This is a genomic window from cyanobacterium endosymbiont of Epithemia clementina EcSB, assembly GCF_029919255.1.
Classification (GTDB): Bacteria; Cyanobacteriota; Cyanobacteriia; order Cyanobacteriales; family Microcystaceae; genus Rippkaea.
This window is the reverse complement of the sequence record NZ_CP123991.1, coordinates 1,733,124-1,750,632: the sequence shown is the minus strand read 5'-3', so window position 1 is coordinate 1,750,632 and position 17,509 is coordinate 1,733,124. Positions and strand designations below refer to the sequence as shown.

Below are 17,509 nucleotides of genomic sequence, written 5' to 3'. Positions count from 1 at the left end.
GATTAATCCAAAATGACAACAAACACACAAGTTTAAATAGTTTTTTACTTATTTTTTCTATTGAGGGCAGTATTTACCATATGAGAACAGAAACATAACCCATGATTTTTCTCAACCATAATAGCGAGTGCTTTATTAGTCTGTGATTCAGAAAGTTTAGGACAACATTGTGTGTTATCTCTCAAGGAATTTAGGATAAAAGTGACAGCTACTAACACCTCAAAGTTGTGAAATTACTACTGTTCCTGAATGACTGGAGCATCGTATCATTACAGACTGTAGACAAGCTTAGATTTTACCCAAAAAGCCTAAATTTAAAAAAATTGTACTGCTTTATTAGTCATCGCTAATGAATAAACGTTAGTTGAGAACGTACTCTATTCTAGAAATGAGACTTATAATTTTACTTTTTGTTAAGTAACTGAGAGTTACAGAAAATCTATGAGGGATAATTTTTAGAACACCTGCTCGTCAGGAGTTTAGAGTTATGCTTAAGAATCATGGCGAGTTGTGTTTTGAAGTTCGATTAAAAATATTAGGACGAAGCTGCTCATGACCAATGTTCTCTGGCTTCAAGGCGGGGCTTGTAGTGGAAATACCATATCATTTCTCAATGCAGAAGAACCCACTCTTGTAGATTTAGTTACGGATTTTAACATCAACATTCTTTGGCATCCTTCCCTGGGACTAGAATTAGGGGACAGCTTGCAACAACTTATGAATGACTGTGTTAGCGGGAAAATCGCTGTTGATATACTTGTATTTGAAGGAACTGTTGTTAATGCTCCTCATGGAAGCGGTGAGTGGAACCGGTTTGCTGGCCGTCCTATGAAAGACTGGTTAGCAGACTTGTCCAAAGTTGCAGGGTTCGTAGTTGCAGTAGGGGACTGCGCTACCTATGGCGGTATTCCTGCTATGGACCCCAACCCTAGTGAGTCGGTTGGACTTCAATTTCTCAAGCGCAAAGAAGGGGGAGCTTTAGGGGCTAAATACCGTTCTCAAGCGGGTTTACCTGTCATTAATATCCCAGGTTGTCCAGCCCATCCCGACTGGATCTCTCAAATCCTAGTCGCCGTGGCTACAGGACGAGTGGGAGATATTACTCTCGATAAATTCCATCGTCCCGAAACTTTCTTTAAGTCCTTTACCCAGACTGGTTGTACTCGTAATATGCATTTTAACTATAAATCGAGCACCCGGGAATTTGGACAGCGCACCGGATGTCTTTTCTATGACATGGGCTGTCGTGGTCCCATGACTCATTCTCCCTGTAATAGAATCCTATGGAATAGAGTTTCCTCCAAAACTCGTGTTGGAATGCCGTGCTTAGGATGTACCGAACCTGAGTTTCCCTTCTATGATTTAAAACCAGGAACAGTCTTTAAGACTCGAACAGTCATGGGCGTTCCCAAAGACTTACCCTCGGAAGTTAACAAGAAAGATTATGCTGTAATGACAGTTATGGCTAAAAATGCTAGTCCGTCTTGGGCTGACGATGATATGTTCATTGTCTAAAGTCTGCTTTAGAGTTGCTCTATGAGCGAGAGCTTAACGCTCGTGTGAATCGAATACCACTGAATTAGTTAAATTTTCTCAGGAATTAAATATGGCAATTAAAACATTAGAACTATCTCCTGTTGGAAGAGTTGAGGGAGATTTAGATGTGCGCGTAGATATCGAAGATGGAAGAGTAGTTAATGCCTGGACTAAAGCGGAGTTATTTCGGGGATTTGAGGTAATTTTAAAGGGCAAAGATCCTCAGGCCGGCTTGATTGTTACTCCTCGTATTTGTGGAATTTGCGGTGCATCTCACCTTACTTGCGCTTCTTGGGCTTTGGACACAATTTGGGAAACTGAAGTCCCCCGTAACGCTATTTTAGCCAGAAATTTAGGGCAATTGGTGGAAACTATTCAAAGTCATCCCCGGCATTTTTATGCTCTTTATGCAATTGACTTAACCAACAAAAAATATAAAAATAGTCCTTTCTACGAAGAAGCCTGTAAACGTTTTAGTGCATTTACTGGAACATCGTATGAGTTGGCCATTACTATCTCAGCTAAGCCCGTAGAATTATATGCTCTCTTTGGCGGACAATGGCCTCATTCCAGCTATATGGTTCCTGGAGGTGTGATGTGTGCGCCAACCCTAACAGATGTTACACGGGGTTGGGGTATCATGGAGTATTTTCGTACTAACTGGTTAGAACCAGTTTGGTTAGGATGTTCTTTAGAACGTTATGAAAGAATTAAAACCTACGAAGATTTCCTAGAATGGTTAGAGGAAAGTCCCAACCATGCTAATTCTGACCTTGGCTTCTATTGGAGAATGGGCATAGACATTGGTTTAGATAAATATGGTCAAGGCCCTGGACGTTATCTTACCTGGGGTTATCTCCCCCACGAAGACAGATATCAAAAACCCACCATCGAAGGTCGCAATGCCGCGGTCATTATGAAGGCAGGCGTCTATGATAGCTTCACTGATACCCATCATATGGTAGACCATACATTTACCCGTGAAAATACCAGTCATGCGTGGTATGAAGAAGGAACCTCTGATGTTCATCCATTCTATCGCCAAACTAGACCAAAAGAGAAGAACACAGGAGATTATGAGAATAAATATTCCTGGGCAACTGCGGTAAATCATAAAGACTTAGGTCGGATGGAAGTGGGGGCTCTGGCACGTCAGTTAGTCGCAGGTGGTGCACAAGGAGAAAGCTTCCAACATTATGATGGATTAATTCTCGATATGTTCAAAAAGATGGGTGGACCTAGCATTCATTTACGAGAGTTTGCACGGATGCACGAATCCGTTAAACTGTATCGGGAAGTAGAACGGTGTTTACAAGAATTTAAACTCAATGAACCCTGGTATATCAAACCGACTGCAAAAGATGGTCGGGGTTGGGGTGGGACCGAAGCCAGTCGTGGTGCATTATGTCACTGGGTTGAAGTAGAAAGAGGTAAAATCAAGAACTATCAGGTCATTGCCCCTACTACTTGGAATGTAGGTCCCAGGGACGGCAAAAATATCCGCGGACCTATCGAAGAAGCGTTGGTAGGGATTCCTATCGAAGACCCCACAAACCCTGTTGAAGTTGGTCATGTAGCCCGTTCGTTTGATTCTTGTTTAGTATGCACGGTACACGCTCATGATGCGAAAACAGGGAAAGAATTAGCACGGTTTAGAACTGCTTAGTAAAAGCTAACACTCCAGTAACATTTTGGTACTTTAGCTCGGTCTAAAGTACCAGGTTATCTGTGGAATATGTAAATCTAGGGTCACACCCCAATGATGAACATTATCTTAATAAACCCTACTGCGTCCATGCCGAATACCCCTATTTAGGGATAATATCTATCTGACTACCTTACTCTCAACTAATATAACAAATTTCCTCAAAAGTCTCTTCAAGAGGGTGATCGCCCTCGTAATCATACCTGATTTGGCGACAAGGTCTGTTATTTCCTTTATTTATTGCAAAATTATATATATTGGCTTTTATTAGTTTTACTCTGATGTTATGTGAAAGATGTAAATTAGGACGTGTTGCCAGTGTAATGTAAAAGGCAACTGATGATTTGCTCGACAGTCAGGATTTCAGAGAAAAAATCATGAATGTAAGAAAGTTTGGGGGATTATTATGTCAATGTGTTAAGAAATTGTCTGGAAAATTCCCAAAATTATCTTGTAATGTTGGCCTATTTTAGGGTTCTATTTGGGCTATCACTAAGACTAAATAAAATGGCGAGAACTGTTTTTTTATCTAAAAAATTAGGTTTTAAGGCTCTTTATCCTTCCTCGTGAGGAAGATAATAACATAGGTTGATCAACTAGAATTTTAAAACGAGCCATTTTTGATAACGATGATTAGAAGGATTTAAAAAAAATATAAAGTCTTCTAGTCGGTGGATTACAGCAAGTTTTTCGATTGATCATTGTCTAGCCTGTCGTACACCAAGCTTTAATATTTTGTCCATACATAGGCTTTTACAAGGTAACGAATTCGATTCTCGAACGAAGAGTGAGACGATAACTAGGAATAACCAGTAAGATTGAAACAGGCTCAACAATATAAGATATTTGCGACCATTGAGTTGAGTGACTCTAAAAAAACAATAAAGAGAAGGAGGACTTATGCGTGCAGTGCTAATGGCTGGGGGATCGGGAACTCGGTTACGACCCCTAACTTGCGATCTGCCTAAGCCAATGGTTCCCATCCTAAATCGACCCATTGCCGAACATATCATTAATTTATTAAAACGCAATAACATTCGAGAAGTCATTGCCACCCTCTACTATCTCCCAGATGTAATGCGGGACTACTTTCAAGATGGCAGTGATTTTGGGGTAGAAATGACCTACGCGGTAGAAGATGATCAACCGCTAGGGACAGCAGGCTGTGTCAAAAATATTGAAGAACTCCTTGATGATACCTTTGTAGTGATTAGTGGAGATAGTATCACAGACTTTGATCTTCAAAAGGCAATCACCTTTCATAAACAAAAACAATCTAAAGCCACCCTAGTCCTGACCCGCGTTCCTAACCCTGTTGAATTTGGGGTAGTGATCATCGATAAAGACCAACGAATTAACCGTTTTTTAGAAAAACCCTCCACGAGTGAAATTTTTTCGGATACTGTTAACACTGGAACCTACATCCTAGAACCTGAAGTTCTAAAATACCTTCCCGATAATGAAGAATCGGACTTTTCTAAAGATCTCTTTCCGCTCCTTCTCGAAAAAAGTGAGCCCATATACGGGTTTATCGCCGATGGATACTGGTGTGATGTTGGAAATTTAGAAGCTTATCGGAAAGCTCAATATGATGCTCTAGAAGGAAAAGTGACTTTAGATTTTGCCTATGAAGAGACACACCCTGGATTTTGGTTAGGAGAAAATACTTATATCGACCCCACGGCCAAAATTACCCCCCCCATCCTCATCGGTAACAATTGTCGCATTGGTCCAGAGGTCGTTATAGAAAAAGGAAGTGTGATCGGCGATCATGTCACTATTGGCGCGGGGGCAGACCTAAAACGCCCCATTCTGTGGAATGGAGTTACAATTGGAGACGAATCCTATCTAGCTGCCTGTGTCATTGCCAGGGGAACACGGGTTGATAGGCGTGCTCAAATCCTAGAGGGGGCGGTTGTAGGTCCCTTGTCTACGATTGGAGAAGAGGCCCAAATTAGCTCAGGTGTTCGCGTCTGGCCTAGCAAACGCATCGAATCGGGAGCTATCTTGAATATTAATTTGATTTGGGGCAATATAGCCCATCGCAATTTATTTGGTCAAAGAGGTGTAACGGGACTACCAAACATCGACATTACCCCTGAATTTGCTGTTAAATTAGGGGCAGCCTACGGTTCAAGCTTAAAACCAGATTCTCAGGTCGTCGTCTCACGTGACCAGCGTAGTGTCTCTCGTATGGTCAGCCGTTCTTTGATTGCTGGGTTGATGTCTGTGGGGATCGATATTCAAAACCTAGAAGCGACAGCTATTCCCATTACTCGCATCCTCACTCCGAAATTAGGGGTGACTGGCGGGGTTCACGTACGGGCTCATCCAGATCGCCCTGATCATATCCTCATTGAATTTTTTGATGAACAGGGGATTAATATCTCCAAATCTAAGGAAAAGAAAATTGAAGGAACCTATTTTAAAGAAGACCTACGACGGGTGGGAATCTCAGAGATTGGTGATGTGTCCTATCCTGCCCAAATTATTGAAAACTACCGCAACACTTTTGAAACCCAACTCAATGTGGAGGCACTTCGCCATAGTGGCTCGAAAATTGTTATTGACTATGTTTACGGGGTTTCAGGAGCTATTCTGCCCCAACTATTGACAAAATTTGGCTGTGATGCAGTGGTTTTGAATGCCAGTTTACGACAGACCTCGGTCTCTAATGAAGAACGAGAGGCCTTGTTACACCAACTGGGCCAAGTGGTAGAAGCAGTTACAGCTAATTTAGGGGTTCAGGTGTCTGCTAATGGGGAGCAATTTATCCTGGTGGATGAGTCAGGATTCCCCATTCGCGGAGAACTGCTCACAGCATTGATGGTGAATACTATTTTTACGGCCTATCCTCGTAGTACTGTGGTGGTTCCAGTGGAAGTATCTAGTGCCGTCGAACAAATTGCCCGCCGCCATGATGGTAAGGTGATTCGCACTAAAGCAAACCCCACCGCTTTGATGGAAGCGTCTCAAACTAACCCTAATGTATCTTTGGGAGGAAGTGGGGATATGGGTTTTATTTTTCCTCAACTACATCCGGGATTTGATGCAATGTTCGGTATTGCTAAATTAATAGAAATGTTGACTATTCAAGAGCGATCACTGGTACAAGTTCGAGCTGAATTACCGCGAGTATGCCATAAGTCCTATTCAGTTCGCTGTCCCTGGAAAGTTAAGGGATCTTTGATGCGTTATCTAGTGGAAACCCACTCCCCAGAACAGCTAAAGTTGATTGACGGAGTGAAGGTCGTTAATCCTGAAAATGATAATTGGGTTCTTATTCTACCAGACGCAGGAGAACCTTTAGTCCGCATTTTTGCTAATAGTGATGATCGTGAATGGGTGGATATGTCTCTAAAAGATTACCGTCAGAAAGTTCAAAATTTTATTGAGCAAGAACAAGGAGAAATGGTCAGTACATAACGAATAAAAATAAGTTCAACAAAAATTCACACTGATTATTAACGATAGTTAAGGAGTTGATTCGATGAATAGTTGTGTTTTAATGATTAAGGTAATTCGTCCCCCAGAATTGCGTTTTACTCAAGATAATAAAACCCCAATTGCTCAAATGTTAGTAGAGTTTGCAGGACGACGCTCAGAGACTTCAAATTCTACTATAAAAGTGATTGGATGGGGTAGTTTAGCAACCCAAATGCAAGATACCTACAAAGAAGGTGATCGCCTAATTATTGAAGGTCGTCTCTCAATGAATACCTTTGACCGTCCTGAAGGATTTAAGGAAAAACGGGTTGAGTTAGTAGCTTCCCATGTTCATCCCTTAGATAGTTATCCTACTTCCCCAATCCCTTTTACTTCTGAGGATAATGTTGTTTCTGAGGATGCTTACCAATCTTCTGCCTACCCCGAATCTGACCAGCCTGTCTCCACTCCTACCTATGGAGAAGAAGATCCAATTCCTTTTTAAGTGTTGGTCAACTTCCTCAAGTTCGTTGAACTTGAGGAAGTTGACCAACAAAACCCTAAAATTCTAATTTTTATAGCAACTTCGAAAACTTGGCGTGGGATTTTCTGATTTGCATAAAACAGTATCGGTGTCCGTTACTGCAAGGCAATATCACAGGAATAACACCCTTCAACTTCAAGTTGTTTAATCTACCGGATGTTACCTCGTTGTATGGCGACTTTGTAAGAAGTACTTGAAAATCCGTAACATATTCGTACGGTAAATTTGTGTAATGTTTTGTTGACTGCTGGTGGTCACAATCTATTTTTGTCTGTCGTGAGTATCTAGATTGAATTAGTGGGGAGTCACTGGCGAGAATCAACAGTGACTCCCCACATTAGTCATGGGTTAACTGTTAAATCCCCATCCCCACTTCAGATACTAGTCTGTATCGCATAGAAAGTTGGCGATTTTGCTGCTTTCGGCGCTCCCGACTGATCAAGAAACGCAATTGTTCAGCAACAGACAACAAGCTACCCTTGGATTTAAAACTAAGACAATTATTATGAGATTTCATGTCGCCTCCTTCAAATTCGTTGAGTTATCGAATGAGGCGCGTTCCTTCAGAAGCTCTCACAACTTCTTACTTCCGTCTACCAAGTAGGCAGATGAACGATTTATCCTATCACCTAATAGCTTACCAAGTTTTTCTAAAAAATAGAAACATAAAGTGAGTTCGAAAAAACTCACGGAAATACATTACAGCAACTTTATGCTAGAAACAGCATTTTTTAAGGTAAAGTGCCATAAATATAAAATTTTCTCTCGATACTTACCAAAATATTGTGTGATTTAGATGACTTTCATCAAAGATTTGGACAGAATAATAGTGCTGTTGCTCAAATGACAGCATTTATTGGAGAAAATTGCCGTTTTCATGCGAAAAAAGTAAAGTTACGATCATTGTAATCGCTTTTCGTGGGTCACGATATCAAACCTTTATGGCGGAAAAGTAAACTGGACTCCCCTCCTGCTGTTTTAGATAGTTGTCAACTTAGTCGTATTTTGACTTATATATTGAGAATAACGACAATTATTTAAAATCTCGTCAAACTTACGTTGATTCCCGAATCAATCATTTATTGATGAAGGTTCCAGTATGTTATGCTCTTCGAGCCCGAAGTCGGAGACTTCTGATTTCTACGATCTAGCCAACAAGAAATAACAATCCAAGCTATCAATAAAACCAATGCAACAATACTAAATTGAGCGATGGACTCGACCAATTGGTGTAGGAAAACAATGCGTCCCACAAAAAAAAGATAAAGTCACCATAACGGATGCCCAAATCGCAGTTCCACTAAAGTTACATAGCAAAAATTGACTATAGGGCATTTTAGTAATCCCTGCCATGGTTCCAGCAAAAATCCGCAACAACGCTACAAAACGTCCAAAAAACACAGCATTCACGGCATTATTTTGTAATAATGCCTTGGCTTCCTCTAATTTTTTTGAGTAATTCTAAATAAACGCATAAATATTAATGAAACTGCTAAACTTACTAACCTAACACTCCAATAGCCAAAATTATCGCCAAGAACCGCTCCTGCAGTGGACATTCCTGCCACGATCCAATAATTTAAGTCTCCACTTCCAGCTAGGACTCCTCCGATAATAGTAATATTTCCCTCAGGAAGGGTAATTCCTGTATTCTATAAAGTGATGCAGATCAACACTACCCAGTAACTATATTGACGCGCAATTTCTTGTATGTTATCCAACGACGACAGTTCTACAAACATTTATCTTTAGCCTTACAAAAGTCAACTTCGCATTAGATATCTTGACGCACCTTTGAAAAAAGTGTCAATTATTTGTACTGAACATTCAGTATGATCTAACCTCAAAGAGGTGAGTAACAAGAAATTGACAATACATCACATAAACTTGAGAAGGCTTATAATCGAGTTACTCAGTCTCATTTTGTAACTTACGACATGGATAAAAACTTTATAAAGTAATTGATAGAGAACTTATACAAAACAATGTCAATGTCGAATAAACTATAACTCCTAACTTTTCACTAAAGTTGTTATATTTCCAGAGAAAAGTCCTGTTAGAAAAAAAAGTCGATGCAAGCTATCAAAGAACTCTGTTGGTGTTGCTATCTGGTAGCCTGGCTATGTTTTTGGGGATGTACTCAGCGACCCATCTCTTCTATCAGTTTATCACCTCAATTAACTAACCCTGTAGAAACCTCCAAACCGATGATTCCCCAAAGTAAACTTCCAACAACAGTAATTGATGCAGTCCGTCAGAAAACGTCGAACCTCATTGGAATAGAAACCTCTATCCTAGAAATCAAAGTATATGAGGCTAAGACTTGGCCAGATAGTTGCCTAGGACTAGCAAGACCGGATGAATTTTGTACTCAAGCGTTGGTTGAAGGGTGGAGGGTAGTAGTGACAAATGGGTCCAAAACCTGGGTTTATCGTACTAATGGAGATGGCAGAGAAATTCGTTTAGAATCTCAACCGTGATCTTCCTCCCAAGGAGTCGCGCAAGCTTACGGCGCAAGCTTTTCTACCCCAAAAGTTAAGACTTTACTGCTTCATCGATGTTTTCTAGATAGACAATGTTGCCTTCATTTACCCCACCGAGATACCTCCTCAATGCGGGTATTTCCCCTGGTTCGATGCACCCCGCTAGTTTATAATAGGGGAGTTCCCGCGAAGAAGTTCAATTATTCCAACAATCATTAGAACTTCCTGAAATTAACTCCTGTAGAAGGGTTGCCCCTGATAAGGTTATAGGAAGTAGAAGGGTTGCCCCTGATAAGGTTATAGCAAATAGTACTGTTAACCTTTATTTAACTTTCACTGGCTAACTTAAAAAATCTATTAAGCATCTCATAAGGAGCAATTATGACTAGTTTACTTGAACAATTACGTGAATTTACTGTTGTTGTAGCTGATACAGGAGATATTCAAGCTATTGAAACCTTTACGCCCCGCGATGCTACCACTAACCCTTCATTGATTACGGCGGCAGCTCAAATGCCTCAATATCAAGGAATCGTGGATAATACTCTTAAACAAGCACGGACAGAATTAGGCAAAGATGCATCAGCTTCTGATGTTGTTACTTTAGCTTTTGATCGCCTAGCAGTTTCCTTTGGTTTGAAAATCCTCGAAATTATTCCTGGCCGAGTTTCCACCGAAGTAGATGCTCGTCTATCTTATGATACCGAGGCAACCCTAGAAAAAGCTCGCTATTTAATTTCTGAGTATGAAGCTAATGGAGTATCACGTGATCGCATTTTGATTAAAATTGCGTCTACTTGGGAAGGAATTAAAGCTGCAGAAGTCCTAGAAAAAGAAGGTATTCACTGTAACTTAACCCTGTTGTTTGGAATTCATCAAGCTATTGCTTGTGCAGAAGCAGGTATTACCTTGATTTCTCCCTTTGTAGGACGTATTCTTGACTGGTACACACAAGAAACTGGAAAAGAGTATGCCCCCGCTGAAGATCCTGGAGTAGTTTCTGTGACCAAAATCTATAACTATTACAAGAAATTTGGTTACAAAACTGAAGTGATGGGAGCAAGTTTCCGTAATATCGGAGAAATTTCTGAGTTAGCAGGCTGTGATTTATTGACTATTTCTCCTAAACTCTTGGAACAATTACAGTCAACAGAAGCTGAATTGCCTCGAAAACTAGATCCAGAGGTTGCAGCTAAAATGAAGATGGAGAGAATCTCTGTTGATCGAGCTACCTTTGACAAAATGCACCAAGAAAATCAGATGGCTTTTGATAAGCTTGATGAAGGAATTAAGGGTTTTACAAAGGCATTAGAAACCTTAGAAGAGCTGTTAAAACAACGCTTAGCCAGTCTTGAAAGTGAATAAAAAGTATGTCTATACTGCGGTTGATATTTTCTGTGATTATAACTTAGATGGAGATGGTTTTATTACCCGTAAGAAATAGGCGATAGTCAGCTGTTTGTTTAATTTGAATCTAAGTCTATTTTTAAAGTTTATTCAGTTGGGGTGCGTTACAATCGGAGTGGCGCACCCTTGTTATTATTAAAACTGTTCTCTGGTTGATTTTAATACATTAAATTATCGGTAATCTAGAATACTAGAAAGCAAAAATTATGATTCGATTTTAAACAAAATAAATTATTAACTGAAATAAACTTGATCTTCTTAAGAAGATAAAACTCTAAATGCTTAAAACAAAACTAATTATGTTGATTAACAGAAAAAAAGTGTTATTAATCTCATTAGAGTAAGCTTAAGCAAACCGATTTTATTGACAAAATTGGAAGAATATTTTTTTGCCTCAAAATATTGAAAGACCCATATATTAGGGTCTACAATTTTAGAGATGGTTAAACAAAGTTATCAAATCGATGTATTGTTTGTTAGTCGCTGAATGGCATGGGTTAATTGTTTTAACAAATTTGTAGAAACAATCAATACTGATATTGATCTTAAGGATATTTAAGGTGACAGTTTAACTAAGTAACAATTAAAATTATTACAACATAAATAACTATTGTAAAAGTAAAGATTTATAGTAGACACTACTGTTGTAACGTATGGAACAACTTAAAATTAACTTATTTATAATATAGAGGCTAATGATTATTTTGTTTGAATTTAAAATCAAGGATGTTATATTCTTATTAAGTAAATTAAATCATAGAAGCAGTTGTAGATATCTTTCTAAAAAATCTGAAAAGTTACATTAAATAAGAAAATTACCGAGAGGTAAAATTTAAAAGATTGTAAAAATATATTGCCGATTTAAATGCCATATAAAATGCGATAGTTCTTAAATACTACTGATGGGGTACAAAGAATAAGAGGCTTGGCAGTTCCAGAAAAAACGATTTTCTTGGAACTTTTATCTAAACATAACAAGTATATTTCAGTTTTAAATCTAAAAAGAATCACAATTACTCATTGGTGTGATACTTACTAGATAAACTCTAATTGTCAAAAACAAAATTAGAGTTTATCTAATTTGTTAAATATAAAAATAAATAATAAGATTAATTGCCTATTTTAGGGGATAGAAATATAAAAAACCTATGACAAGTTAGATTTTTAAAAATTTCAAATAACCACATTAATCAACGGTGAGTTACTACTATCTCTGTATAGATATCTAAAAATATCACTAACTTTTCATAAACTAGTATTTTAAAATTTTCTAAATGAGTAAATTTTTAACATGGACCTAAAAATAATAAAAAATATAAAATATATATGCGGATATTTTATCCAAAAATGTTCTGGATACACCGATAATCTTTAAAGATTCTTATATTTTGTCCACAAAAATTACTCGTTCTCAATTTAGTAAAACTTTAGGGAAATCTAAATAAACTAGATATAATTACCATATTACTAACTATATCTAGTTTATTTGCATCCTTTATTTAACTAAATTTCTACAATACAGCTTCTAAATTAGAAATAAAGCTATTATACATAGCAATATATTAATTTATTTTCTTTTTAACTTTGATTCTTTTTCTTATAAGTTAAGATCATCCATTAGATGCAGAAAGTAATCGCTATAGTATAATAATTCAGTCTCTTAATACTCCAGATTTATAAAACCGTAACTTTATGGTTGCTAATAATGCCCTACCTCCCCAAAATATTGAAGCAGAAGAATCCATTTTAGGCGGTATTTTACTGGATCGAGATGCCATGGGACGGATAGTAGATTTAATTACCCCAGATGCTTTTTATGTCCCAGTTCATAAAGAAATCTATGAGGCAGCGTTGAAGCTTCACGCTCAAGGAAAACCAGTTGATTTGTTAACGATAAAAAGTTCTCTAGAAGATCATCAACTTCTCGAAAAAGTAGGCGGCATTGATAAATTAATGCAATTATTAGATCGTACAGTTTCAGCCGTCAATATTGATCGTTATGGCGCATTAATAATGGAGAAATACCTACGCCGTCAATTAATTTCATCCGGTCATGAAATAGTAGAATTAGGATTTGAAAACACTAAAGAATTAGACCAAATTTTAGATGAGTCAGAAAAGAAAATTTTTAGGTTAACTCAAAAGCGTCCTCAAGAAGGATTAATTCCTATTGCTGATACTTTAGTACAAACCTACAGTGAATTAGAAAAACGTCATCAAAAAATATCTTTACCTGGAATTCAAACGGATTTCTATGATTTAGATGCTATGACAGGAGGGTTACAGCGTTCTGATTTAATTATCATTGCAGGACGGCCTTCTATGGGGAAATGTTTAGCAGCTAATTCAGAAATTGTTTTAGCTGACGGCAGTTTAGTAACAATAGAAGAAATTTATCATCGTCGTCAGGGTCAATTATTAACGTTAAATCAAGATTGGAAGTTTAGGATAACTGATCCATCTAATTTTATAGATGATGGTGTCAAACCAGTATTTAGAGTAACCACTAAACTAGGACGTTATATTGAAACAACCTTAAACCACCCTTATTTAACTATTCGGGGATGGCAGCAACTTTCACAACTAACACTAGGTGATAAAATTGCCATTCCTCGAAAAATTAATATTTTTGGGACTGGAATACTTCCCGAGCACCAAGTTAAATTATTAGCCTATTTAATAGGTGATGGTTGTTTAAGCAAAAATTATCCTTTATTCACTAATAATAATCCTTTACTACAAGAAGATTTTATTAAATCTGTAACTAACTTTAAAGGAGTAAAAGTAAGGCGCAAAATTTCACGACAGACAAGAAATTCAAGTTTTTATACAGTAGGAGATTTGGAATTTATTATAACTCATCGTATAATCTTTGCAGATCTTATTAGGAAAGTGACCGAATCTAATAATTTGTCTAATAAAAAATTAGCTAAATTATTAAGAGTTCATCCTTCCTTGATCTATGATTGTAAACAAGGAAATTATGTACTAAATCAAAAAAAATTTGATAACCTATGTCAAATTTTACAAGTTGATTCCCAAGAACTCGCTTATTATGAAATAGCTAGTATTAGCGATAATGGGAAAAATCCATTAAAAATTTGGTTAGAAGGATTAGGTTTATGGGGTAAAGATGCTTACAATAAAACGATTCCGTCAATTATTTTTGAGTTACAGCCCCAACTATTGAGTTTGTTTCTTAATCGCTTGTTTGCTACTAATGGATGGATTTCTGTTTTTAAAAGTGGACAAGTTCAACTGGGTTATTGTTCATTCAGTAGAAGTTTAGCTCGTCAAATCCAACATTTATTACTAAGATTTGGTATAATTGCTAGTATAAAAAAACAATTTGTAAAATACAAAAGTCATTATAAGATAACCTGGCCAATTAATATTACTGAGGCTCGATCAATTACAATCTTTATTGACGAGATAGGAATCTTTGGAAAAGAAAAAGTAATTGGCTTAGCTAAAAAAGCTTTAGTAAAACAACAATATGAAACTAATTGCGACCTTATTCCAATAGAAATTTGGCAAAAAATAGCCCTTTCCAAAAAAAAGAAAGTCAGGACAGGCCTAGAAAAAAAATTTGGTATTGAAAGCTATGATAATCTTCATCTTCGTAAACGAGCATTATCACGAACTAAACTCTTAAAATTAGCCCTGACTTTAGATGATTTATCTTTAGAGCAACTAGCAACAAGTGAGGTTTATTGGGATGAAATTGCCTCAATTGAATATACTGGTGAACAACAAGTCTATGATTTAACTATTCCTAAAACTCATAATTTTGTTGCTAATGACATTTGTGTACATAACACAGCTTTCGGCTTAGCTATGGCTGCTAATATTGCCAAAAATAGTAAGTTACCTATAGCTATTTTTAGCTTAGAAATGTCAAAAGAACAACTTTCCTTAAGATTATTGGCTGCTGAGTCCAAAATTGAAGGTAATCGTTTACGAACAGGAAGATTTGTTCAAAATGAATATGAACAGTTAAGTTTAGCCTTGGGAAACCTATCAGAAATGCCAATTTATATTGATGATGCTGCTAACATAACCGTAATGCAAATTCGTTCTCAGATAAGGCGTTTAAAAGCAGAACAAAAAGGAGATTTAGGGTTAGTTTTAATTGATTATTTACAATTAATGGAAGGAGGCGGGAGTGAAAATCGGACCCAAGAATTGTCCAAAATTACCCGTTCTTTAAAAGGGTTAGCCCGCGAAATAAATGTTCCTATTGTTGCTTTATCTCAGTTAAGTCGTGCTGTTGAAACAAGAAATAATAAACGTCCTATGATGTCAGATTTAAGAGAAAGTGGGGCAATTGAACAGGATGCTGATTTGATTATGATGTTATATCGTGATGAGTATTATAATACCGACACTGTAGATAGGGGAATTGCAGAGATAATTATTACAAAACACCGAAATGGACCAACTGGACCCATTAAACTTTTATTTCAGCCAGAATTTACTCAATTTCTCAATATGCAAAATAACTCGCATTATTGATTTTGTACTAGAAAAAAATGTTAAGACAGTTTTCTAATCAGGAAAGAAGTAATAAAATACTCAAGTGAGCACTATCAGTTATGCTGATACCTTATGGTTATAATTTGCTCCAATCATATAATATTATTTTGAATAATTACTCTCAAATACTTAGGAATCTGAGCAGTAATAGTGACTAGTTAGTTAAGATGAGTTAATATTAAACTCTTAGGAAGTTCAGAAAAGGATATTTCTCTTAATGTTTATTTATAAAATAAGAGCGCTACCAAAATAGAGGATGTCCCATAAAATATGGTTATCATAAGTTCTTTCAGCAGCTATATGAGCAGAAGAGCCGATGTAACTTTCTCCTTTACTTGAGTTTTCCTCCTCTTGAATCAGACGAGCAATACCGAAAATGCGAATCATTGCTGTCTATCCTTGAGCCGTTAAATTGAGTAAAATATTTTCTGGGTTGATATCGCAATGAATTATTTGACGTTGATGGGCGTGTTTTGAACCTAATAAGACATAAATAATTCAGTTAAAGTGATATTGTAAGCTTAGTTTTTCTTCTGCATTGATTAAACCCTATAATGTTCTCCCTTCAGGGTAGTCCGTCAGTGGATGACGTCGTGTGCTATGATGTTTGACCGTCTGAGCAAGACACGATGTTAGTCCGGCACAGACTGACTAAATGGGATAATTCTCGCAGAATTGCCCTTTTCCTATCTGTTCTAAGATATGTTCGTAAGAACAATGAAACAAAATAGGTGTCAACCATTCTATAGTTGCCACTTATAATTTTAATCAAACATAGGCCCTTTCTATTTTTAAAATTTGACCTGTTTAACCCATAACCATGACATTTTTTCGCCAATATATTGCTCCTTTTCTTATTGTCCTAATATTTTTAGTTGCCTTAGTGTCCGTGAGTATTCGTGCCTTTTTACCTTCGGATATGGCTGCCCCTGCTCCCATTGACGATCTAGGCCTTCTCAGAGAAACTGTCTATCTAAAGTCAAATTTTTTTGACTGAGCTATCCACTGACTATCAATCAATAATGGGTTCTCTTAAGGAGAGGTAGTTGTTGGTTTATGTAGTTAACTTACCAAAAGTTGTTTCACCAACAGTCTCAATTCAAGTTATCTAAAAATTACTGTCAGTCAATATTTATCCTCTAAAATTATCCTATAGTGGGTCGCGGCGAATCGTAAAAAAATCAACCTTTTAACCCTTTTACCTGAATATGGATGGGGAATTAGGTTTATCAAATGAGTGGCACTATGGACAAATATTCTTAAACTAAGTTACATCTAACCGTTGCCGTCGGAAACTGTTTAGAGTCTTAATTCAGCAAGTGTGATATTTAAGCATTGTTTCTATTTCTTTTTAACTTACTCAATTGCTTTTGACCACATTCTTGATATTTATATTTGGAATTTTTTCGAAGATTTTTTCTTGAATTTTTCGATATATGTTCTTTTTTTAGCTGAACTCTTATTTGAACTTTTTTTTACATTGATTTTATTTATATAAATTATATTTTATTTGACGACGATTAATATTGGGATAGACTGCCTTCCTTATTCAAGGCAAATCTCTGATAGTTAATTAATTATTTTGATGAAGTTTCCTAGTATTTTAATCACAGTAGATGCAAGTTACTGTTGAGTCTATTTTTTTAAAAAAATAAAACTATTCCTATGTCACTTAAAATCTAAATAATAGTCAATGGTGAGTTCTTCCAAATTTAGAATTTCATTTAGCAAACTGGATTGAGCATTTGATATCATAAGTATCAATCAAGTAAAAATATTTAGCATAACATAATTAAATTGAAATACAAAACTTACTATAATTTTGCCTATAGAAGAAGTATAGACTTTGATAAGCCTGTTATTAACAATCAA

9 protein-coding genes, 2 pseudogenes and 1 riboswitch are annotated in these 17,509 nt (G+C 36.8%); of the genes and pseudogenes, 8 read left to right on the top strand and 3 right to left on the bottom strand.

The features are described from left to right. The first annotated feature begins 552 nt into the window (after window positions 1–552). The 4 genes from P3F56_RS05725 (at window position 553) to P3F56_RS05710 (ending at window position 7,172) form a co-directional block, all read left to right on the top strand. The gene (locus P3F56_RS05725; RefSeq protein ID WP_281151964.1) at window positions 553–1,515 is read left to right on the top strand and encodes an NADH-quinone oxidoreductase subunit B family protein; all 963 of its coding nucleotides are present in this window, start codon (window positions 553–555) and stop codon (window positions 1,513–1,515) included. A gap of 91 nt (window positions 1,516–1,606) precedes the next feature. Beyond that, on the top strand, window positions 1,607–3,202 hold the full coding sequence (locus tag P3F56_RS05720; RefSeq protein ID WP_281151963.1) for a nickel-dependent hydrogenase large subunit: 1,596 nt from the start codon (window positions 1,607–1,609) through the stop codon (window positions 3,200–3,202). A 939-nt stretch (window positions 3,203–4,141) separates the two neighbouring features. Then, window positions 4,142–6,667 (top strand): mannose-1-phosphate guanyltransferase, encoded by a 2,526-nt coding sequence (locus P3F56_RS05715; protein ID WP_281151962.1) that lies wholly within the window; start codon window positions 4,142–4,144, stop codon window positions 6,665–6,667. Window positions 6,668–6,731: 64 nt separating this feature from the next. Further along, entirely contained in the window at window positions 6,732–7,172 is a 441-nt protein-coding gene (locus tag P3F56_RS05710; protein WP_281151961.1) for a single-stranded DNA-binding protein, read from the top strand. A gap of 394 nt (window positions 7,173–7,566) precedes the next feature. Here the strand turns inward: P3F56_RS05710 and P3F56_RS05705 are convergent, their stop codons facing one another. Together P3F56_RS05705 and P3F56_RS05700 are read right to left on the bottom strand one after the other, a co-directional pair. After that, window positions 7,567–7,728 carry a hypothetical protein gene (locus P3F56_RS05705; protein ID WP_281151960.1) on the bottom strand — a complete coding sequence of 54 codons (162 nt, stop codon included), beginning with the start codon at window positions 7,726–7,728 and terminating at the stop codon, window positions 7,567–7,569. Window positions 7,729–7,763: 35 nt separating this feature from the next. Continuing rightward, window positions 7,764–7,828: riboswitch (Glutamine riboswitch) on the bottom strand. A gap of 462 nt (window positions 7,829–8,290) precedes the next feature. Continuing rightward, window positions 8,291–8,953 (bottom strand): annotated as a pseudogene (locus tag P3F56_RS05700) (DedA family protein). Window positions 8,954–9,283: 330 nt separating this feature from the next. Here P3F56_RS05700 and P3F56_RS05695 point away from each other — a divergent pair. From P3F56_RS05695 to dnaB, 3 genes and pseudogenes are all read left to right on the top strand, one after another. Beyond that, the gene (locus P3F56_RS05695; RefSeq protein WP_281151959.1) at window positions 9,284–9,691 is read left to right on the top strand and encodes a hypothetical protein; all 408 of its coding nucleotides are present in this window, start codon (window positions 9,284–9,286) and stop codon (window positions 9,689–9,691) included. Between the two features lie 384 nt (window positions 9,692–10,075). Beyond that, window positions 10,076–11,135, top strand: a pseudogene (locus tag P3F56_RS05690) (transaldolase); the annotation flags it as partial. Between the two features lie 1,658 nt (window positions 11,136–12,793). Further along, window positions 12,794–15,616, top strand: a complete 2,823-nt coding sequence (gene dnaB, locus P3F56_RS05685) for a replicative DNA helicase (RefSeq protein ID WP_281151958.1) — start codon at window positions 12,794–12,796, stop codon at window positions 15,614–15,616. A 246-nt stretch (window positions 15,617–15,862) separates the two neighbouring features. Here dnaB and P3F56_RS05680 read toward each other — a convergent pair whose 3' ends face one another. Next, the gene (locus tag P3F56_RS05680; protein WP_281151957.1) at window positions 15,863–16,024 is read right to left on the bottom strand and encodes a hypothetical protein; all 162 of its coding nucleotides are present in this window, start codon (window positions 16,022–16,024) and stop codon (window positions 15,863–15,865) included. A 433-nt stretch (window positions 16,025–16,457) separates the two neighbouring features. Here P3F56_RS05680 and P3F56_RS05675 point away from each other — a divergent pair, with 433 nt between their 5' ends. Next, window positions 16,458–16,634 carry a hypothetical protein gene (locus P3F56_RS05675; RefSeq protein WP_281151956.1) on the top strand — a complete coding sequence of 59 codons (177 nt, stop codon included), beginning with the start codon at window positions 16,458–16,460 and terminating at the stop codon, window positions 16,632–16,634. The last annotated feature ends 875 nt before the right edge of the window (window positions 16,635–17,509 follow it).

Excerpts from the sequence above, each read along its gene's own strand:
- dnaB (WP_281151958.1), top strand. The coding sequence starts at position 12,794 with ATGGTTGCTAATAATGCCCTACCTCCCCAAAATATTGAAGCAGAAGAA.
- P3F56_RS05695 (WP_281151959.1), top strand. The coding sequence starts at position 9,284 with ATGCAAGCTATCAAAGAACTCTGTTGGTGTTGCTATCTGGTAGCCTGG.
- P3F56_RS05710 (WP_281151961.1), top strand. The coding sequence starts at position 6,732 with ATGAATAGTTGTGTTTTAATGATTAAGGTAATTCGTCCCCCAGAATTG.
- P3F56_RS05725 (WP_281151964.1), top strand. The coding sequence starts at position 553 with ATGACCAATGTTCTCTGGCTTCAAGGCGGGGCTTGTAGTGGAAATACC.
- P3F56_RS05720 (WP_281151963.1), top strand. The coding sequence starts at position 1,607 with ATGGCAATTAAAACATTAGAACTATCTCCTGTTGGAAGAGTTGAGGGA.
- P3F56_RS05715 (WP_281151962.1), top strand. The coding sequence starts at position 4,142 with ATGCGTGCAGTGCTAATGGCTGGGGGATCGGGAACTCGGTTACGACCC.
- P3F56_RS05680 (WP_281151957.1), bottom strand. The coding sequence starts at position 16,024 with ATGATTCGCATTTTCGGTATTGCTCGTCTGATTCAAGAGGAGGAAAAC.
- P3F56_RS05675 (WP_281151956.1), top strand. The coding sequence starts at position 16,458 with ATGACATTTTTTCGCCAATATATTGCTCCTTTTCTTATTGTCCTAATA.
- P3F56_RS05705 (WP_281151960.1), bottom strand. The coding sequence starts at position 7,728 with ATGAAATCTCATAATAATTGTCTTAGTTTTAAATCCAAGGGTAGCTTG.